The sequence below is a fragment of the Culturomica massiliensis genome (assembly GCF_900091655.1).
In the GTDB taxonomy this organism is placed as follows: domain Bacteria; phylum Bacteroidota; class Bacteroidia; order Bacteroidales; family Marinifilaceae; genus Culturomica; species Culturomica massiliensis.
In genome coordinates, this window is record NZ_LT594621.1 from 2028474 (window position 1) to 2048368 (window position 19895).

The following is a 19895-nucleotide window of genomic DNA, read 5'->3' on the forward strand; positions in this document are numbered from 1 at the left end:
AAACCCTTCCAATATTACATCTTTTTCATGTATTCATTCAATCCCTCGTCCGTTTCCAAACCCAACTTTTTACGCAACCGGTAACGGGCCATATTGACGGTTTTGGGAGTCGAACCGACCAAAAGTGCAATTTCCTTGGTCGTAAAATCGATTCGCAATAGAGAGGCAAGTTGTTTCTCGTTTTTGGATAAATCCGGATGGGCTTCTGTCAGACGCACGACAAATTCAGCATTAATACGATCGATTTCCGTAATCAAAGAACCGAGATTATCTTCTTTATTCTGGTATTGGGTAATAAAAGCATTTATTGTTTTCAATTGCGCCTTTACATCAGGTTTGGCTTCCTTATAAGACTCTTTGATCATCGATTTGATTTTTTCGATCAATTCGTTCTTACTACGCACATAACAGGCAAAGTTCGTCAATTCTTTTTTACTATGTTCCAACTCGATCTGGACATTCTCACGTTCCTTCTCTGTTTTTTCGAGTTGAAGCTGCATCATTTCTTTCTGTTGCGCTTCAATTTTTTGAGTAGCTTCCAATAAGATCAATTTGCGACGCTGCCGCACCCTCCATACAACGAAAGAAAGACACAATAAAATCCCCAAGCCGATAGCCAGCATTACCGACATATCCCGCTGAAGTCCTTTAATCTTCAATTCCTTTTGCTTCAGATTCAATTCCTGCTGCTGCGATTTAAAACGCCGGTCCGCGACATTCAGTTCGATTTCCCGGATTTTCCGCTCCGACAGCATAACCTTTTCTATTTCATAAAGGCTCTGCATGCATTCGTAGGCTTTCTTATAATTGCCGAGTGCATTATAAACCCAGGTCTGATAGCGGTAATTATCACAAATCAACTCTTTTGCACTTAAATTATTGGCCAGAATAAAAGCATTCTGCAACCATTCCAAGGCTTTGTTGTAATCCCGCTTATTAAAATACTGCGTGGCCAGATTATTGTAATTTTCCGCCAACGACCAATTTGCTCCCAAGGACCTGTTGATTTGAACGGCTTCTTCCAGCCATTTGATTTTTTCATCCGGATTTTCTTCCAGCAATCCCAGGTTGTTCAGATTCGCCGCCACATTTTTGGAATCGTTCAGTTCACGATTAATCTTGAGAGCGTATTTAAAACACTCTTCTGCCTTCGGATTATTTTCCGAGCGTTCATAAGCCAATCCTTTGGCATTATAACACCTGGCTATTCCTGAAGAATCCTGCAATTCCCAAAAATATTCCAGCCCTTTATCTACAAATTGAAAAGCTTTCTTAACATCCCCGAGACTGATATACAAATAACTGATATTTACATGAATCTCTGCTAACAATCCTTTATTATCGGCCGGACATTTATCCAATGCATTATAAAACGCTTCAAAGCCCATATCGAACGATCCCAGATTGATGTAAGAACGTCCCAGTGCCAGCAGCGACAAACAAATAAGATTTGCATCCCCCGACAATTCGGCTTTCAATATTGCCGTATTGGAATACGAAACAGCCTTTACCGGATCTGCATAAGTACTTTGATGCGCCCTACGAATATATTCGTCCACCTCTTTCTTTAACAGTTCTTTCTGCCCCGGCTCCTCCCCCCGAGCCGAAAACAATAATAAAAAAGTAAAAACAAATAATATATACCCTTTCATCGCACCGTAATATTCTATAAAGTGATACCTGCTTAGCAAGCATGTATCACCCTCTTTAACCACCTCTTTATCAGAAAATCCCAAAGTTGTCGTTTGAAAAAAGCAGATTTTTAACTCACCCACTAAAAACAAAACAAATATAAGCATATAAAGTCAAAAGCACTCCTTACAAACAGTTAAAAAGTTCATTTTAACACTCTTAATCATTCTGATTCAAAATATTCTTCCTCAAAAAATAACATAATTCAGGTAACAATACATGCTTGCTAAACGTATACAAAAAATTTGTGGATTCTAAATTTGAAACTGACCATTTGAAATAACTTTTGGAAAGACAAGTCTTTAAATAATAAGTTCACTTTTTCAGCATCAAACTGATCAGCAGAATTACACACTGGGACGGACTCATTGTGTAATTTTTCCGCTACAAGCATTGTCTTTACAGAAAACATAAGATATTTCAACAGAGTTCAAATAAATTTGATTCTGCATTCAACTTGCATTATCTTTGCAAAAAATTGGTTGTAGCTTTACAATATTTATACAAGTTTAGTATTGCGTTCGATTTACGCCATCTTTGTCTGACAAAACCAAAACATACATGTTTTCTTTAAAAAAATTACTACCGTCTATTTTGCTATTAGCAATTTATCTTATTGCCGATGAATTCCTGCCTCCGCTTCCTGCCCTCATCTGTCTGAGCGGCCTGGGTATCGGAGAATTTCTTTACACCCGTTTTAAGGAAAAATCGACAGACTGGCTGATTTTACTGCTAACCGTCCTATTTTGTGTGCCTGTATTATTAAATCTATACAAAATCCAAGTTTCTTCTTTAAATCTGAATACAATTATTATTGAAGCCGGACTATGGCTCTTTACAGGCATACTTGCCTTTTCAAAAGCGAATCCGCTTTCAACCCTCCCCGCTCCGGCCCGCAAAAGTATTCAATTCAGTCCGGAACAACAGCGGGCTATGAAAATGTCCCTTAAATACCTGTTCTATTTATTAAGCGGCCACCTGGTACTCATATTTTGCGCTTACTTTTTATTATCTTCCGAATTACAGACATTTATTGGGGGTCCTTTGCTCTATATTCTTATCGGTATCTTTTTACTCCTTCTATTCTGTAAAAAATACCTACAGATGAAAAAATACAACAAAGAAGAATGGCTACCTCTTGTAAATGAAAAAGGAGAAGTTACCGGAAAAGCCCCCCGTAGTATCTGTCACTCCGGTTCCCGACTGCTTCATCCGGTAGTCCATTTACAAATCATCAATGCAAAGAATGAAATTTTCCTGCAAAAAAGAAGCATGAAAAAAGACTTGCTGCCCGGTATGTGGGATACGGCTGTCGGTGGTCATATCGGTGTCAATGAAAAACTTGAAGATGCCTTAAAGCGTGAAACGTTTGAAGAGCTGGGCATCACAGAATTCGAAGCTCGTTTCAACGGTTCCTATCTTTGGGAAAGTCCCCGCGAAAAAGAATTGGTATTTTCTTTTTTCTGTACCCGTTACAACCGGATAAACATCAATAACGACGAAGTTGACGAAGGCCGGTTTTGGCCGAAAGCAGAGATCGAAGCCCATCTCGACAAAAATATTTTTACCCCCAATTTTATCTACGAATATCGGCAAATCATTGAACCACAGCTAAGAGAAGTATCGAACAGGAAAAATAAATAATCCCTGTTAATTTTTATTTCTTCGCTCACGATCTTCAATTTAATTCGTTTCTTTGTAGGTACGATTATTCTTGATTTACGATTTATGATTTTCCTTTTTTACAAGGAAGAATGGCAGGTCCAGCCAGAATCTACAATTAAAATATATCTTAATTGAAGATTTTCCCAAAAAATCGGGTTGGTTCATACGCATAATCTAAAATCGTAAATCCAAAGTCTACAATTTATATGTACATTTTCAGGAAACGATGAACGACAATATTCTCGAAAAACTCAAAATTCTTGCAGAATCGGCCAAATACGACGTTTCGTGCGCCTCCAGCGGTACGACCCGGCGCAATAAGGCCAACGGCATCGGCAATGCTACCGGCTGGGGTATTTGTCACAGTTTTGCTGAAGACGGACGTTGTATCTCTCTGCTGAAAATTATGCTGACCAACTTCTGTATGTACGATTGTGCCTACTGCGTCAACCGCCGCAGTAACGACATCCCGAGAGCTACCTTTTCCGTTTCCGAACTGGTAAATCTCACTATCGAGTTTTACCGCCGCAATTATATAGAAGGTCTGTTTTTAAGCTCCGGTGTCGTGCGAAATCCGGACTATACAATGGAACGTCTGGTCCGTATCGCCAAAGACCTCCGTCTCCAATACCGCTTCAACGGTTATATCCATCTGAAAAGTATTCCGGGTGCCAGCAAAGAACTCGTCGACGAAGCCGGGCGATATGCCGACCGGTTAAGTGTAAACATAGAAATCCCCAATGAGACAAGCCTGCAAAAATTGGCTCCGGAAAAGGATTTTCCAAGTGTTTTTGCCCCTATGCGTTATATAAAGCAAGGCATATTGGAAAATCTCGAAGACCGGAAAAAATTCAGGAAAGTACCTCGTTTTGCCCCTGCCGGACAAAGTACTCAAATGATTGTCGGTGCGACTCCCGAAACGGATAGAGAAATTTTACGGTTATCCTCGGCTTTGTATCACCGCCCGACCATGAAACGGGTATATTATTCCGGTTTTGTTCCGGTAAACACTTACGACAAAAGGCTGCCGATGCTCAAACAGCCTCCGCTGGTAAGGGAAAACCGGTTGTATCAGGCGGATTGGCTGATGCGTTTTTATCAATTCAAAGCCGAAGAAATAGTCGATGACGCCTACCCGAATCTCGATTTGGAAATCGATCCCAAACTGGCCTGGGCATTGCGCCACCCTGAAAAATTTCCGGTGGATATCAATAAAGCTGAGTATGAACTGATCCTAAGAGTACCGGGTATCGGCGTAAAATCGGCCCAACTGATTATTGCTTCCCGGCGTTACGGACGAATAGGTATTTTCCAATTGAAAAAAATGGGTATCGTACTGAAAAAAGCCCAATATTTTATCACCTGTCACGAATTGCCCTTACAGACGATAAATGAAGTACATCCCGATTACATCCGGAAAATATTGACCCCAAAAACAAAGGGGAAAAAAGAAGATGACAGGCAATTAAAAATCCCTTTTGAAAATTACATATAACAATCACAGTTACTCCGCTATGACCATCTTTACCTATGATAAAAGTTTCGAAGGTTTGTTATGCGCCGTATTCGAATCTTATATTCACAAATTGAAACCGGATATACTGCTTGAGGAAGGTACCCCTCTCCCCCTATTTTATGACCGGAATATCACTATTGCAACGAACGACAGTAAAGCCGAACGGGTATGGAAAAGCCTGGAAAAAAAAGTAACTCCGGGAGGCCTCCGCATACTCCGTGCAACCTGGTTATCGGAATTAGACGGCATTGACATGCTCCTTTTCCGTTATATATGTAAAAATATCGATGCTTCCCGGTCTGTAGAAATGAATTTCGGAGATCCGGATGTACTGGAAATATCCAAAATCTGGAAAAAAGTAGATCATGAGAGAGTCCGGGCCACTCAGTTTATCCGTTTCAGCAAAACGGCAGATAATATCTTTTTCGCTGTATTCGAACCACTCTATAATGTTTTACCGTTAGTGATTCCTCATTTTACAGACCGATTCCGCGACCAAAAATGGTTAATTTACGATGTAAAAAGAAAATACGGCTACTATTACAATTTAAAAGAGGCAACGGAAGTCAGCTTTGATGAAGAACTTCCGCATCTGTTTACAGGCAAACCGGCAGAAGAGCTACTTGCTGAAGATGAAAAACAATTTCAACGACTCTGGAAAGCTTATTTCCAGTCCATCACCATCCGCGAACGCATCAATCCTAAGCTACACCGCCAGAATATGCCGGCCCGGTTCTGGAAATTCTTACCTGAAAAGCAATAGGGTATTAAATCAAAAAAGGCGCCTCCCGGCGCCTTTTTATTCTATTGAAATTTATCCTAAATAGGTCTTTAACAACTTACTGCGTGAAGAATGACGCAAACGGCGGATTGCTTTTTCCTTGATCTGACGGACCCGCTCTCGAGTCAATCCGAATTGTTCGCCGATTTCTTCCAAAGTCATTTCCTGTGTATTGATACCGAAAAACGATTTGATAATGTCTCTTTCCCGTTCTGTCAATGTAGACAAAGCACGTTCTACTTCCGTAGATAAAGATTCATTGATCAGCGTACGGTCGGCTACCGGTGAATCATCGTTTACCAAAACATCCAGCAAACTGTTGTCCTCACCTTCTACAAACGGAGCATCCACAGAAATATGACGTCCGGAAACACGCAACGTATCGGCAACCTTCTCTGCCGGTAAATCCAACGTATCTGCCAACTCCTCGGGAGAAGGACGGCGTTCGTTTTCCTGTTCGAAACGGGAATAAGCCTTATTGATTTTATTCAAAGATCCCACCTGATTCAACGGCAAACGTACAATACGCGATTGTTCGGCTAAAGCTTGTAAAATCGACTGCCGGATCCACCATACTGCATAAGAAATAAACTTGAATCCCCGGGTCTCATCGAATTTCTCTGCAGCCTTGATCAATCCCAAATTACCTTCATTAATCAAATCCGGTAGACTCAGTCCTTGATTTTGATATTGCTTGGCGACGGATACCACAAAACGTAAATTAGCCCTCGTCAACTTCTCCAACGCTTTTTGATCTCCCTTCCTGATTCGTTGTGCTAATTCAACTTCCTCTTCAACCGTGATCAAGTCTTCCTTACCAATTTCTTGTAAATACTTGTCGAGGGATGCACTTTCCCTGTTGGTTATTGACTTTGTAATTTTTAGTTGTCTCATACTATATTTTTATACCACCGCAAATATTTCGCAAAGGTAGTCTTTTTTATTCATATACCAATGTCGGAAACTTGCCGATATTCAATATTAACATTTTTTAATTCAACAATGAAAACGCGAAATATTCAACCTTTCCGCGTGGACTTACCGCCGTAACAAACACGCCGTTATCTCCTACAGAACTTATCGCCCGGCTTAAATCTTCCTGATCATAAATTACATTATTGTTAATCTTGACAATGATGTATCCTTTATCCAGGCCGGCAGCTTTAAACTTACCATTTTGGATTTCTGTAATCTTTACGCCCTTATTCAGACGATAGCGATAACGGTCTTCCTTTGTCAACGGACTTACTTTTACACCCAATACACCGAATTCCTGAGCCTGTTCTAAAGCTGTATCTCCATAAGAATTCTGTAAAGTAACATCAACGAGTTTTTCCTGTCCTCCTCTCTTTATTTTCAACTGTATCTCTGACCCGGGATGATATTTTCCCAGTTGCTCATAAAATTCCGGCGTGGTTTTTACATCGATGCCATTTATTCCCTGGATAATATCTCCTTTCTTTATTCCGGCTTTCTGGGCGGCACCTCCGCTCACGACTTCCCCCACATATATACCGGACGTTTCTTTGACTCCCAGGCCCTCTGCCAATACCGGAGTCAATTCTCCCATACGGATACCCAGTACACCCCGTTGTACCTTCCCGTAATCTTTCAGGTCGGTTACAACCTTTCGCGCAATATTCACCGGTATGGCAAACGCATATCCCGAATATGCCCCAGTCGGAGATTGTATCAGGGTATTGATACCGATCAGTTCGCCTTTAGCATTCACTAAAGCACCACCGCTATTCCCCGGATTGATAGCAGCATCGGTCTGCAAAAAAGACTCCAGGCTCATCTGTCCCCGGCTCATACCGAGATCCCTGGCTTTTGCACTGATAATTCCGGCAGTCACGGTAGAGGTCAGATTATAAGGATTACCGACAGCTAACACCCATTCTCCCAAAGCAACCTCATCCGAATTTCCATACTCTACATATGCAAGATTTTTCCCGTCGATTTTCAGCAAAGCGATATCCGTAATCGGATCCTGCCCGATTAATTTGGCCTCGTATTCTTTTTTATCATTCAATACAACGACAATTTTATCAGCATCTTTAATGACATGATTATTCGTAATAATATATCCGTCATCCGAAATAATTACCCCCGAACCATATCCCATCGCCATAGGGACCTCCCGGCTTTGAGAAGGAGTTCCGAACCAAAAATCCAACAATGAATTTCCGACAAACTCCCTTCCCATCTGCATGGTTTTCACGTGTACTACTCCCGGTACTGACTTTTTGGCAGCCTCCCTTAAATCAACACTTCCGGCTCCGCCGACGGTATTTTCCGGCTCCGGCCGATAAGCAACTGATTTGATACCGGGGCCGACAATTTCATGCCGGATTTCCGGAGTAACTTGTTTATCTTTCAGGCTATCTGCAATAAAAAATGCGATAAACCCACCTGCAATTCCCAACAAAAGACTGATTACTGTTTTTTTTACATCCATATCTTCCTCATTTTAATTATTCAACTATTTACAACAAAACACGCCTTATACATCTTGCCTTCCTGTTGTACGACAATTTATGCAATATCTTTGCCAAGAGACTATTAATAAAATCTTAATTAGTAAAGCTTAACTTTGAAATGCATTTGTTAAATGTTAAAACGAAAGTTTTAGCTGTAGATTTCAGACCCAAAAATCCGATAACGAATCGGGTTGCAAGCCATTTTAAATTTACAATTTATATAAACTTAAATACGGGTCTTTTCCGGAAACAGTGCAGAGTTGTGCGTAAAACCGCAAATTAAAAAATCCTGTAAATCTTTCGGTTTACAGGATTTTTCAGTATAATCAAAAATAAACTATTCTTTTTCTTCCGTAAGAGGCTCGCCTTTAAAAACAGCCAATGCTTTTCCTTTTGAAAACAGCGTTAATGTATGCTCTTTTATTCCACAACTATCCGTACTTTCCAGCATCTTAAAAAATGCCGACTCCACCTGCATATCCGGGCAAGCCATACGGGTAGCTCCCATCTGGGAGAATTTCAATTTTGTACCATCCAATTCATAGCCACCGAAAAAACGGTTACAACCGGCCATCCCTATTGCCCTTTTATCTGTTGCGTTAAACTGAATATAAACCTGACTCCGTTCTTCCTGTAAATCCACTTTTTTCCCATCCAAGGTTTGCAATACCCATTTCATACCCGTCAGATCTACTTTCTTATCAGCCGAATCACAGGAGGTAAATCCCAAACCAATCATACCTATCAGAATTAACAATGTCTTCATCATTTTATTTTCATTTTATTATTACTGTCACTATATTATCAAAACTTATGCCAAAATGACAAAAAACAGAAAACTTTATTCACTTATTTTTTCCCAAATACTCTTTAACCGTGCTTTCAAAGAAAACTTTTCCGGGATATTAAAATCCGATTCCGTTATAAAAAACCGGTGAATAAGCGACCAATTCGTAGTAGTTCTGATTAAAATTATATAAATAACAACGTATATAATAATTATTCTGTGTCTGATAAAAATTTCCTTGCAGCGTAATCAGGTCCGGCTGTCCGGTTCCATACGGTACAACGGCAAACATATAGTCGTAGTTCCCTTGCTTCACTTCAGCTTCTCCCACATACGCCTTATTTTTAAAATCATATTGCAGCTTTTGGGAAGGCAATAACTGCCAGTCTGAGAATTTGCCGTAAACATAGACATCGGCCTGCGGTATCTGCTCCGGATAATATATGGCAAAATGTACCGTCACATAATCGGCTTCCAGTTCCGGATCGTTTGTATTCTCTGCCTCAATCCGGTAATTACCATGAAGAGTCGGCAACGGAACATAATTCGTATAAACAGAAGCCGGCTGTAAAATAAAATTATATACCCCCTGTGGGCCCCGAATAACGTCTTTTACATATTGCGTATAATAAACCAAGCTGGAACACTGAAAATTACGAAATGGAGCCAATCCGTTAAATATATTATTCTGGCCGTTGCCATACACCAATTGCCCGTCACGGACAAAAGTCGGCGTAAACGCCCGCCTGCTGTGAGGATCCTGATTCTGGGTTACATATACTTTCAGATCCCGGATCGGATTGTATACCGGCAAATTATCATAGTTTACCGTAAAATTCAATTGCTGGGAAGTTTGCAAATACTGCGGGATCGTTGCTGTCGTCAGATTGGCTTGTATTGTTGCCTTGGGTTCCACCACCGAAAAACGCTGTGAAATCACAGGCGTATCTGATTGGGCATCGTTAAAAACCTGTAAAAGATAATTTCCGGACAACTTCATACTGACATTTTCATTCGGCAATGTCAACGTAAAATGCGTATAAGCAACCACCGTATTGAAAGAAGAATTATAATCTTCCAACGGATTACTGAAAAATCCGTTCAGATAGGTAAAAGGACTCAGATTCGAACTATTCCAGTCCGGATCACAATGCTGAATTTTGTAAGTATATGAATTAATATCAGGACTCAAATCATCGAATGAAAACAATAAAGGGGTAGCTCCCCCCAATTCAATGACAGGTTCTGCAAAAGGCTTACCTTCCGGATAGCACTGTACCGTCCGTATGTAATCCGGCTGGGCAAATCCCCCGGTTATAATACCACTCAAAAGCAAAAACAAAAAAAATCTCATATCCGGCAAATTTAAAATCCAATTAACGACAAAATTACGTAATAGGTTTGTATATTTGTGGCTAATTTGGAAAAATTAGACTTCAGCATCTAATATAATTAAACTATTTAATATAATATAACATGTCCAAGGTAATCAAATTAAAAAAAGGCCTTGATATAAAGTTGAACGGAGAAGCCGAAAAAACGGTTCTACAAGCAGAATCATGCGATTTATATGCTGTAAAGCCGACCGATTTCAGGACACTGACTCCCCGACTTGCTGTCAAGGTTGGTGATGTAGTAAAAGCGGGCGATGTTTTATTTACGGATAAAGCGAATCCCGAAATTAAATTCACAGCTCCGGTCAGCGGCACAATCGCTGCCGTTACGAGAGGAGAAAGGAGAAAACTGCTGGAAGTCGTCGTAAAAGCCGACGCCGAAATTACGTATAAAGATTTCGGAAAAGCAGATGTCAACTCTTTAAGCCGGGAAGAAATTATTTCCAAATTAATGGATAGCGGTGTTTGGCCGATGATCATCCAGCGCCCTTATGGAATCATCGCTAATCCGGAAATTACCCCCAAAGCAGTTTTCATTTCCACTTTCGACACAGCTCCTTTGGCTCCGGACTTCGAATTGGTACTGAAAAACGAAGAGAAAAATCTTCAGGCCGGTATCGACTGTCTGAAAAAAATCAGCGGAAAAGATGTAAATATCGGAGTGAAAGAAGGCACAACCATGAATTCCGTTTTTACCCGTTTGAAAAACACGGTGATCACTTATTTTGACGGTCCGCATCCGGCCGGAAATGTCGGTATACAAATCAATCATGTAAATCCGATCAACAAAGGAGAACATGTGTGGACGGTCAATATACAGGACCTGGCGATTATCGGACGTCTGTTTACCGAAGGGTATTTTGACGCACAAAAAATCATTGCATTGACCGGTTCCGAAGTAAAAAAACCGATTTATTACCATACGATCTTAGGGGCTAAAGTAGCATGCCTGACGGAAGGCAATCTGAAAAATCAGGTGCACCAGCGTATCATTTCCGGAAACGTATTGACCGGAGAGAAGGTTACTTCTGACAACTTCATCGGTTACTATGCCAACCAGATTACAGTTATACCGGAAGGCGACTGTTATGAATTCTTGGGTTGGGCAACTCCCGGATTCAACAAGTTTTCAGCTTCCAAGCTATTTCCTTCATTTCTTTTCCCGAACAAGCATTATTCACTCGACGCAAATTACCACGGAGAAAGAAGGGCTTTTGTTGTATCCGGACAATATGAAAAAGTACTACCGATGGATATTCTGCCCGTATACCTGTTAAAAGCCGTTTTAGCCGGTGATATTGATAATATGGAGCAATTGGGTATCTACGAAGTACTTCCCGAAGATATGGCTTTGTGTGAATTTGTCTGCACGTCCAAAACTCCGGTACAGAAAATTCTCGAGCAAGGTATTGAACTGATGATGAAAGAAACCAACTAAATTGACGATTGATGATTGACGATTTACGATTTATCATACAAAAATTTTAATCGTAAATCAAAAATCGTAAATCAAAAATCAAAAAATAATAAAAATGAATTGTTTAAGGAATTTCTTAGATAAGCAAAAACCCAAATTCGAAAAAGGAGGGAAATTACAAAAATTCCACTCTGTTTTTACGGGTTTCGAGTCTTTTCTTTTTGTGCCGAACCGCACAACGACCTCCGGGGCTCATATCCGTGACGCTGTCGATCTGAAAAGAACGATGATTGTTGTCGTTATGGCTTTGATACCGGCCTTATTATTCGGTATCTACAACGTCGGATACCAGCATTTCAACGCATTAGGTCTGTTGGGAGAAACCGGTATGTGGCAACTGTTCTTCTACGGATTATGGAAAGTGTTGCCGATGATTATCGTTTCCTACGTTGTCGGTTTAGGAATTGAATTTGCTGTGGCCCAGGTAAAAGGGCATGAAATCAACGAAGGTTTTCTGGTTTCGGGGCTGTTGATTCCGATGATTATGCCGGTGGAAGCTCCTCTGTGGATGGTTGCTTTATCAACGGCTTTTGCCGTTATTATCGGTAAAGAAATTTTCGGCGGAACAGGAATGAATATCTGGAATCCGGCCTTGCTGGCCCGGGCCTTTTTCTTCTTTTCCTACCCGTCTATGATTTCCGGTGACCAGGTATGGATTGCCAGCGATACGGCCGACGCCATTTCTCAGGCGACACCGCTGGCACAGATGGCATTGGGACAACCGTTAAGCTATAGCACAGCCGACATGTTTTGGGGCCTCATCCCGGGTTCTATCGGAGAAACATCGACCTTTTGTGTATTACTCGGTGCAATTCTGTTGCTCATGACCAATGTTGCCAGTTGGCGGACCATGTTGTCGGTATTTGCAGGAGGTTTCTTAATGGCTTGGGCATTCCAGTCGATTTCAGGTGTCGAAGCTTACCAGCAATTGCTGATGGGAGGTTTCGCCTTCGGAGCCGTATTTATGGCTACAGACCCGGTAACCTCTGCTCAAACCAATACAGGTAAATACATTTACGGATTACTCATCGGTGCTATGGCTATCATTATCCGCTGTATCAACCCCGGGTATCCGGAAGGTATGATGTTGGCGATATTACTGATGAATACCTTTGCTCCGCTGATCGACTGGCTTGTCGTACAATCCAACATTAAACGCCGGTTAAAGAGAGCTAAAGCCATTGTAAATTGATGATTGATGATTGACGATTAATTTTCTTTCGTAAATCTAAAATCTAAAATCTAAAATTGAAATAAATTATGAATAGACAAGGAAATACATATACATTCCTGTATTCAGTAGTTCTGGTAGTAGTCGTTGCAGCATTACTATCCGTGATATCTCTTTCTCTGCAACCGCGCCAAAACGAAAATAAGCAAAATGAAAAGAGACAGAATATTCTGAGTGCAATCCACATTTCCTCTACGGCAGAAAATTCAGCCGAATTGTTCGACAAATACATCAAAGAGCAATTTATTGTGAATGCAAAAGGGAAAAAAGTAGAAGGCAATGCTTTCAATGTAAGCATTGCGACACAATACAATCTTCCGGTTGAAAAAAGGGAATTACCGGTTTTTGTAGCGGAGATCGAGGGGGCGGTCAAATACATATTACCGATATACGGTGCCGGTCTTTGGGGTCCCATCTGGGGATATATCTCGTTGGATGCCAATAAAGACAACATCTACGGTACGTTCTTTGACCACCAGGGCGAAACGCCGGGCTTGGGTGCTGAAATTACAACACCGCAATTCAACAATCAATTTCAGAACAAGCAGGTATTTTCCGGTGATCAACTGGTAGGTATAGCTGTCGTTAAAGGCGGCAATGCTACCGGTACACACGAAGTAGATGCCATTTCAGGCGGTACGATTACCTCCAAAGGAGTGGAGAAAATGCTTAAAAATTACTTAACCTATTACGAACCGTTTTTAAAACAAAAATAAAATGAGCGCATTATTTTCAGCTAAGAACCGGGAATTTCTGCTCGGTCCTCTGAGTAAGAACAATCCGGTAATCGTACAGGTGCTTGGTATCTGTTCTGCTCTTGCCGTTACAGCCAAGCTGGAGCCCGCTATCGTGATGGGACTTTCAGTAACCGCCGTAACCGCTTTCGCAAATGTGATCCTTTCTTTACTGAGAAATACGATTCCTACACGTATCCGTATCATCGTACAATTGGTCGTTGTGGCCGCTCTGGTAATCATTGTTGACCAGTTACTGAAAGCTTTTGCTTACGAAGTCAGCAAACAGCTTTCCGTATATGTCGGACTGATCATTACCAACTGTATCATCATGGGACGTATCGAAGCTTTTGCTTTGGCAAACAAACCCTGGCCTTCCCTTTTGGACGGCATCGGTAACGGATTGGGATATGGTATCATTCTGATAATCGTAGCCTTTTTCCGCGAATTATTCGGCTCCGGCACCCTTTACGGTTTCCGCATCATTCCTGAATCATGGTACGTAAAAAACGGTGGTTTCTATGCCAACAACGGTTTGATGATCATGCCGGCCATGGCATTGATCCTGGTCGGCCTGATCATTTGGGTACACCGTTCCAGAAATAAGGAGTTAATAGAAAAATAAAGTCTGTCGACTTATTTACGTTATTTAAAGAAGACACTGAAACATGGAAAATCTATTAAACATATTCGTCCGTTCGATCTTCATCGACAATATGATCTTCGCCTACTTCTTAGGTATGTGTTCATATCTGGCCGTTTCGAAGACCGTGAAAACCTCTTTCGGACTGGGTATAGCAGTTATATTCGTTTTGTTTATCACTGTTCCGGTCAACTACCTGTTGGATAATTTCGTATTGAAACCCGGTGCTTTACAATGGCTGTTGGGCGAACAGGCTGCAGGAATCGATCTGAGCTTCCTGAGCTTTATCATGTTCATCGCCATCATTGCAGCAATGGTACAATTGGTTGAAATGGTTGTTGAGAAATTCGCTCCGGCCTTATACAATCAATTGGGTATATTCCTACCCTTGATTGCAGTAAACTGCGCCATTATGGGTGCGTCTTTGTTTATGCAACAGCGCAACTATGCCAATGTACTCGAAGCAACGACTTTCGGATTAGGTTCCGGTATAGGCTGGCTGCTCGCTATCGTATGTATTGCTGCTATCCGCGAAAAACTGAAATATTCCAATATCCCGGCTCCGTTACGCGGCATCGGTATCACATTTATCATTACCGGTTTAATGGCGATCTCTTTTATGAGTTTCCTGGGTATCGACCTGGACAAAATGAAAGCAGAATCCGCCCAAACCGAAACGGCACAAATCCTACCGGCAACCGCTCCGGAGAATGAATCTGTTACGGGGAATGACAAAGCAAATGCAAATACAGGCACTGTGGAGACACCTTCATCGGAAACAGAAAGCACTGCTGAAGCGGAATAATCTTAAAATTTAAAATCTAAAATTTAAAATCAAGATGATACTTTTAGCAATAAATACAACAATCATTACTGCCGGGATTGTAGTATTCCTGATCGTAACCCTGATTCTGGTGGGCATGCTTCTATTTGCCAAGGCTAAACTGACAGCAAAAGGAGACGTACAAGTCAGCATCAATAACGGTGAACGGGTAATTACTACAGAACCGGGAAGTTCTTTGCTCTCGACATTGGGAGCACAAAAAATATTCCTGCCTTCGGCTTGCGGAGGAAAAGGTTCCTGCGGTATGTGTAAATGCCAGGTTTTATCCGGAGCAGGAAGCATTCTGCCGACAGAAACCGGTTTTTTCTCTTACAAACAGCAACACGACGACTGGCGTCTGGCCTGTCAGGTAAAAGTAAAGGAAAACATAGAAATGCGTATACCTGAGGCTGTATTGGGTATCAAGAAATGGGAATGCACCGTCGTTTCCAACCGGAATATCTCGACCTTCCTGAAAGAATTTGTTGTAAAATTACCGGAAGGGGAAAACCTGAAATTCAAATCCGGAGGTTATATTCAAATTGACGTTCCGGCTATCGACGTGGATTTCAAAGACATGGACATTGATGCCAGGTACAAAGGCGACTGGGAACGGATGAAGATGTTCGATTTGAAAATGCGTAACCCGGAACCGACCTACCGCGCTTATTCAATGGCCAACTCTCCGGCAGAAGGCAATATCATCATGCTGAACATCCGTATCGCCACTCCTCCGATCGACCGGGCTACGAAAACGTTCATGCCTGTCAATCCCGGAGTTTGCTCGTCATACATCTTTACCCGCAAACCGGGTGACAAAGTAACGATTTCCGGACCTTACGGTGAGTTCTTCCTCCGCGAAACCGACAATGAAATGATGTTTATCGGCGGTGGTGCGGGTATGGCCCCGATGCGTTCACATATTTTCAATCTTTTCCACACCATGCACACCAAACGGAAAGTTTCTTTCTGGTACGGTGCCCGTGCTTTACAGGAAGCCCCCTATGTGGATGAATTCAACAAAATACAAGAAGAAAACCCGAATTTCCATTGGACGCTGGCCCTCGACAGACCGGATCCGGAAGCCGATGCCGCCGGCGTAGCTTATAAACCCGGGTTCGTGCATCAGGTGATTTTTGAGAACTACCTCAAAAACCACGAAAATCCGGAAGATATTGAATACTACCTCTGTGGACCTCCTATGATGATTGCAGCAGTTACCAAAATGCTGTACGATCTGGGAGTACCCGACGAGAACGTCATGTACGATAACTTCGGAGGTTAATAAAAAGGAACTGAGTTTCATTTTTGATGTAGAAAATCGTGATAAAATGTATTTTTTATCACGATTTTTCTTTCCTACCAAACATTTTCTTCTCCGATATACGCCGATTTGCGAGAGATTCAAAATTCAATCCCTCATCTTAATATGATTGATAATCTACATAATCGACGTTAACGAAAGAGGCAGAATCATCTGCCGTCAAATGTCAACGTTGTTATTTGACGGCTACTTGAAAAAGGAACATATGCCTGCAGGTCCACTTATCCCGGAATAAAACGGAACGGTGCCCCTCATCCGTTTTGGAAGCCCTACAACATACAAAAAGAAGACTTGAATAATCTGACTGATGCGTTAGTTGATATTGATAAAGACCTCCATATCCGGCAGGCAGGCAGATAGAAACTACACAATGAATTATTTTTTTCTTTCAAATTTGCATATTATAACTTATTTATAGTATATTGCACAAACATCTCCTGAAAGAAGATCATTTTATTAGATTTTCATTCATTTCAATTGTTAATACAATTGTTATATTTTAAAATACTATATTATTTGTTTTTAATACGTTATATAATCAATTAGAATTTTATATATTACTATATATAAAATTGTCAAATTATTTATTAACCTAAAAACTTTTGAATTATGAAAAAGAATTCTCTCAAATTAATGGTTCTATTAGGATTGTGTATTTCCGGTATTCTTTTTTCATGTAATAACGAAAAAAATCTTTCAGAACCGGTTAAAGGTAATCTTCAAAAATTTGAGGATTACAAAATTTTTGGAAAATCCCATAATGAGTTGTTAAGCCATGCGAATGATCATTTTATTGTTACCCGGAGCAACAATAACATGTCATTGGAAGACGGGCTTCAATACCTGGCAAATTTCCAAAAAGAGCATGTAAACGAAATGTCTATTGACGATGAAGCAAAGGCTTTGTTGAAAGCTGGTCTGGATGAATATAAGGACTTTTATGCGCAAGATCAGCTATACAATATGAGTTTACTTTCTACCCAGAGTAGCTCAGAAGGTTTATTAAAAGACAAAATTGGACAGATTTATGAAGCAGGGGTAATAGACCATTTCGAACATGACGGTTTACTTACTCTCTGTGATGCTTCCTTGGCAAATTATAACGGGGAATTGTCTGTTGCAGAATTTAAGGCAATTATAGCCGATCTGATTACAAAGTGGGAAGCACAACATTATACCGAAGAAAGTAAATACGGCAGAACTTTGGCTATTGCATTATCGGTATCCGAATCATCAATGGATTGGTGGTCAGAAAATACCGTAGAAACAAGGGCTTTACCTTTATGGGTAGGTGCTGATGTTATAGGAGCAGTACTAGGTGCTGCTTCGAGTGTAGTGAATCAACTTGTTCTTTCTGACAATGAATTTAGTTGGACAAGCCTTGGTTGGCAAACAGTTAGTGGTGCCGCGATAGGCTCGACAGGAGTCGTAACAAAGGTTGGGAAATGGATATCTAACTTATTTTAAGAAAGCAATGACAACAGTAGATATTATTTCGTCAATTGTAACTATCTTGCTCGCTGGAATTTTTGCACAACCTCTTGGAAGGAAATTAGTTGACTGGCAAAAAAAGAGAGAAGAGCAAAGAAAACAAAGAAAACAGAACAAAAATCAGGGACAGGATGCCCACAATGGAAAGTGAGTCATTAACCATTTAAACAATAAAAAGAGGGAAATCCCGGAATAATAATTTCGGTTTCCCTCTTTTTTCGATCTCCGGAAGCCATCGGTTTAGGAGGCCTGTTTAGCTTTTGTTCCAATTAACCACTGAAAAACAGATAATCGAAATAAATAAAAAAACGATCGAAGTACGGAAGCTGCTTTTTTCATGCGCTAAAACAAACCATAAATTTCCGGTATCCTCTCCCCACCCGCTTTTCCATAAATATAAACATATTTTATAGCTTCGGAAAGGCTTAAATTCATTTACACCTGTTATCTTTGCCTAATCAGCAATTTAAATAACACCATGAAAAGAATGATTTATTTCCTCGCGGCTTTTGTGTGCCTCCCACTATGCCTTCTGGCTCAAGACGATAGTAAATATCTGGCAGGTGCCGTTCCCGTTGTCAACGGCAAAGTCGTTTTCACCAAAACCATATCCGTTCCCGGCCTGTCGCAAGACGAAATTTTCAAGCGCATACAACAATGGACCAGCGAGCGGTTTGTTACCGATAAAGAACAAAAAGGCAGAATATTATATTCGGATCAGACAAAAGGGGATATCGCCTGCTGGGGAGAAGAATACCTCACTTTCAACAAAGCAGCTCTTTCTTTGGACAGAACGCTCATTACCTACCAGATGATCATCACCTGCGAGCCCGGGGAATGTAACTTAAAAATTACGGCTATTCGCTACAGCTACAATGTTGCCAATAAGAACGAACCGGAAAAATACATGGCCGAAGAACTTATTACAGATGAATACACCCTGAATAAAAACAAAGATAAACTGATCCGTAAAACCGGCAAATTCAGAACCCACACCATCGATATGGTCGATCAGCTATTTACGGATGCAGCCGCTGTTCTGACCGCAGGGCAACCCTCCACAGCACCGGCAACTACACCGCCGGCAATAACCACTCCAAAACCGGAAACTCCGGCTTCACAACTGACAGCCCATATTCCGACAGCAGCGGCAACAAGCGGAGCATTGCAAGGCTACCGTCAAATCGCTCCGGACAGAATTCCCGGAAATATAATCAAAATGCTTTCCGAAGACTGGATGCTGATCACTGCAGGTAACGACAGCCGTTTCAATATGATGACAGCCAGTTGGGGAGGTTTGGGACATTTATACAACAAACCCGTAAGCATTTGCTTCATTAATCCTGCCCGTTATACCTATCAGTTGATGGAATCCGGAGATACCTATACTCTTAGTTTCTATACCGAAGCCTACCGGGATGCATTGAACTATTGCGGTCACAATTCCGGTAAAGACGGCGATAAGGTAAAGGCAGCCGGCCTTACCCCCATCACCACGCCTTCCGGAGCCAAAGCCTTCTCCGAGGCCTGGCTTATCCTCGAATGCAAAAAACTGGTATCCCAGTCACTAATCCCCGAAGCCCTCGCCGATCCTACCCTAAAAACACAATGGAGCGGCAAACCCATGCACAAAATGTACATCGGCGAAATCCTGAACGTATGGGTGAAATAATAATTTAAGATACAACAAAAAATGGCGTTATCCGGAGAACCGGACAACGCCATTTTCATTTTAAACCAATCAGCTAACATTCCCTTCTTCCTACCTCCCCTTCCTCTAGAAATCATTACAACAACTTAACTTTACAATCCTAAAGCCTTTACAGAACTTCAATGCCGTGATTACAGCTATTCTCT

At 41.2% G+C, this 19895-nt stretch carries 16 protein-coding genes, 1 pseudogene and 1 CRISPR repeat array (1 of these 18 only partly in view); of the genes and pseudogenes, 12 read left to right on the forward strand and 5 right to left on the reverse strand.

Translation table 11 applies throughout. The annotated features are described in order from the left end of the window. Positions 1-14: 14 nt before the first annotated feature. A complete protein-coding gene (locus BN8908_RS10030) occupies positions 15-1652 on the reverse strand; it encodes a hypothetical protein (RefSeq protein WP_161945863.1) in 1638 nt (545 codons plus the stop codon). Positions 1653-2796: 1144 nt separating this feature from the next. Between BN8908_RS10030 and BN8908_RS18800 the strand changes: the two genes are divergently transcribed. The 3 genes from BN8908_RS18800 (at position 2797) to BN8908_RS10050 (ending at position 5636) form a co-directional block, all read left to right on the forward strand. Next, positions 2797-3336 (forward strand): NUDIX hydrolase, encoded by a 540-nt coding sequence (locus tag BN8908_RS18800; RefSeq protein WP_068692215.1) that lies wholly within the window; start codon positions 2797-2799, stop codon positions 3334-3336. A gap of 247 nt (positions 3337-3583) precedes the next feature. Then, the gene (locus BN8908_RS10045) at positions 3584-4852 is read left to right on the forward strand and encodes a putative DNA modification/repair radical SAM protein (RefSeq protein ID WP_068690368.1); all 1269 of its coding nucleotides are present in this window, start codon (positions 3584-3586) and stop codon (positions 4850-4852) included. Positions 4853-4871: 19 nt separating this feature from the next. Next, the gene (locus BN8908_RS10050; protein ID WP_068690370.1) at positions 4872-5636 is read left to right on the forward strand and encodes a TIGR03915 family putative DNA repair protein; all 765 of its coding nucleotides are present in this window, start codon (positions 4872-4874) and stop codon (positions 5634-5636) included. A 51-nt stretch (positions 5637-5687) separates the two neighbouring features. Here the strand turns inward: BN8908_RS10050 and BN8908_RS10055 are convergent, their stop codons facing one another. The 4 genes from BN8908_RS10055 to BN8908_RS10070 all read right to left on the reverse strand — a co-directional run bounded on the left by BN8908_RS10055 (position 5688) and on the right by BN8908_RS10070 (position 10275). Continuing rightward, positions 5688-6548 (reverse strand): sigma-70 family RNA polymerase sigma factor, encoded by an 861-nt coding sequence (locus tag BN8908_RS10055; RefSeq protein WP_021987495.1) that lies wholly within the window; start codon positions 6546-6548, stop codon positions 5688-5690. 97 nt (positions 6549-6645) lie between these two features. Then, positions 6646-8112, reverse strand: a complete 1467-nt coding sequence (locus BN8908_RS10060; protein ID WP_021987494.1) for a Do family serine endopeptidase — start codon at positions 8110-8112, stop codon at positions 6646-6648. Positions 8113-8471: 359 nt separating this feature from the next. Next, complete coding sequence (locus BN8908_RS10065) at positions 8472-8903, reverse strand: META domain-containing protein (RefSeq protein WP_021987493.1); 432 nt, start codon at positions 8901-8903, stop codon at positions 8472-8474. Positions 8904-9039: 136 nt separating this feature from the next. Beyond that, on the reverse strand, positions 9040-10275 hold the full coding sequence (locus BN8908_RS10070; protein WP_021987492.1) for a type IX secretion system plug protein: 1236 nt from the start codon (positions 10273-10275) through the stop codon (positions 9040-9042). A gap of 122 nt (positions 10276-10397) precedes the next feature. Between BN8908_RS10070 and BN8908_RS10075 the strand changes: the two genes are divergently transcribed. The 9 genes and pseudogenes from BN8908_RS10075 to BN8908_RS10110 all read left to right on the forward strand — a co-directional run bounded on the left by BN8908_RS10075 (position 10398) and on the right by BN8908_RS10110 (position 19710). Beyond that, positions 10398-11753, forward strand: a complete 1356-nt coding sequence (locus BN8908_RS10075) for a Na(+)-translocating NADH-quinone reductase subunit A (protein WP_021987491.1) — start codon at positions 10398-10400, stop codon at positions 11751-11753. 94 nt (positions 11754-11847) lie between these two features. After that, positions 11848-12984 carry an NADH:ubiquinone reductase (Na(+)-transporting) subunit B gene (locus BN8908_RS10080; protein ID WP_021987490.1) on the forward strand — a complete coding sequence of 379 codons (1137 nt, stop codon included), beginning with the start codon at positions 11848-11850 and terminating at the stop codon, positions 12982-12984. Positions 12985-13052: 68 nt separating this feature from the next. Beyond that, entirely contained in the window at positions 13053-13739 is a 687-nt protein-coding gene (gene nqrC / locus BN8908_RS10085) for an NADH:ubiquinone reductase (Na(+)-transporting) subunit C (protein WP_021987489.1), read from the forward strand. A gap of 1 nt (position 13740) precedes the next feature. Then, positions 13741-14382, forward strand: coding sequence for an NADH:ubiquinone reductase (Na(+)-transporting) subunit D (locus BN8908_RS10090; protein WP_068690372.1), 642 nt, complete (start codon positions 13741-13743; stop codon positions 14380-14382). Positions 14383-14425: 43 nt separating this feature from the next. Beyond that, positions 14426-15043, forward strand: a pseudogene (gene nqrE, locus BN8908_RS10095) (NADH:ubiquinone reductase (Na(+)-transporting) subunit E); the annotation flags it as partial. A gap of 196 nt (positions 15044-15239) precedes the next feature. Further along, positions 15240-16508, forward strand: a complete 1269-nt coding sequence (nqrF, locus tag BN8908_RS10100) for an NADH:ubiquinone reductase (Na(+)-transporting) subunit F (RefSeq protein WP_021987486.1) — start codon at positions 15240-15242, stop codon at positions 16506-16508. A gap of 648 nt (positions 16509-17156) precedes the next feature. Continuing rightward, positions 17157-18014 carry a hypothetical protein gene (locus BN8908_RS10105; protein WP_068690379.1) on the forward strand — a complete coding sequence of 286 codons (858 nt, stop codon included), beginning with the start codon at positions 17157-17159 and terminating at the stop codon, positions 18012-18014. Between the two features lie 7 nt (positions 18015-18021). Beyond that, entirely contained in the window at positions 18022-18189 is a 168-nt protein-coding gene (locus BN8908_RS18515; protein WP_021987484.1) for a hypothetical protein, read from the forward strand. 327 nt (positions 18190-18516) lie between these two features. Then, a complete protein-coding gene (locus BN8908_RS10110; protein WP_068690381.1) occupies positions 18517-19710 on the forward strand; it encodes a DUF4468 domain-containing protein in 1194 nt (397 codons plus the stop codon). A gap of 155 nt (positions 19711-19865) precedes the next feature. Continuing rightward, positions 19866-19895: a CRISPR direct-repeat array (repeat unit 35 nt) (it continues 1037 nt past the right edge of the window).

Bases quoted from the DNA above. Each gene is read 5' to 3' on its own strand.
- BN8908_RS10030 (WP_161945863.1), bottom strand. From the start codon at position 1,652: ATGAAAGGGTATATATTATTTGTTTTTACTTTTTTATTATTGTTTTCG.
- BN8908_RS18800 (WP_068692215.1), top strand. From the start codon at position 2,797: ATGAAAAAATACAACAAAGAAGAATGGCTACCTCTTGTAAATGAAAAA.
- BN8908_RS10045 (WP_068690368.1), top strand. From the start codon at position 3,584: ATGAACGACAATATTCTCGAAAAACTCAAAATTCTTGCAGAATCGGCC.
- BN8908_RS10050 (WP_068690370.1), top strand. From the start codon at position 4,872: ATGACCATCTTTACCTATGATAAAAGTTTCGAAGGTTTGTTATGCGCC.
- BN8908_RS10055 (WP_021987495.1), bottom strand. From the start codon at position 6,548: ATGAGACAACTAAAAATTACAAAGTCAATAACCAACAGGGAAAGTGCA.
- BN8908_RS10060 (WP_021987494.1), bottom strand. From the start codon at position 8,112: ATGGATGTAAAAAAAACAGTAATCAGTCTTTTGTTGGGAATTGCAGGT.
- BN8908_RS10065 (WP_021987493.1), bottom strand. From the start codon at position 8,903: ATGATGAAGACATTGTTAATTCTGATAGGTATGATTGGTTTGGGATTT.
- BN8908_RS10070 (WP_021987492.1), bottom strand. From the start codon at position 10,275: ATGAGATTTTTTTTGTTTTTGCTTTTGAGTGGTATTATAACCGGGGGA.
- BN8908_RS10075 (WP_021987491.1), top strand. From the start codon at position 10,398: ATGTCCAAGGTAATCAAATTAAAAAAAGGCCTTGATATAAAGTTGAAC.
- BN8908_RS10080 (WP_021987490.1), top strand. From the start codon at position 11,848: ATGAATTGTTTAAGGAATTTCTTAGATAAGCAAAAACCCAAATTCGAA.
- nqrC (WP_021987489.1), top strand. From the start codon at position 13,053: ATGAATAGACAAGGAAATACATATACATTCCTGTATTCAGTAGTTCTG.
- BN8908_RS10090 (WP_068690372.1), top strand. From the start codon at position 13,741: ATGAGCGCATTATTTTCAGCTAAGAACCGGGAATTTCTGCTCGGTCCT.
- nqrF (WP_021987486.1), top strand. From the start codon at position 15,240: ATGATACTTTTAGCAATAAATACAACAATCATTACTGCCGGGATTGTA.
- BN8908_RS10105 (WP_068690379.1), top strand. From the start codon at position 17,157: ATGAAAAAGAATTCTCTCAAATTAATGGTTCTATTAGGATTGTGTATT.
- BN8908_RS18515 (WP_021987484.1), top strand. From the start codon at position 18,022: ATGACAACAGTAGATATTATTTCGTCAATTGTAACTATCTTGCTCGCT.
- BN8908_RS10110 (WP_068690381.1), top strand. From the start codon at position 18,517: ATGAAAAGAATGATTTATTTCCTCGCGGCTTTTGTGTGCCTCCCACTA.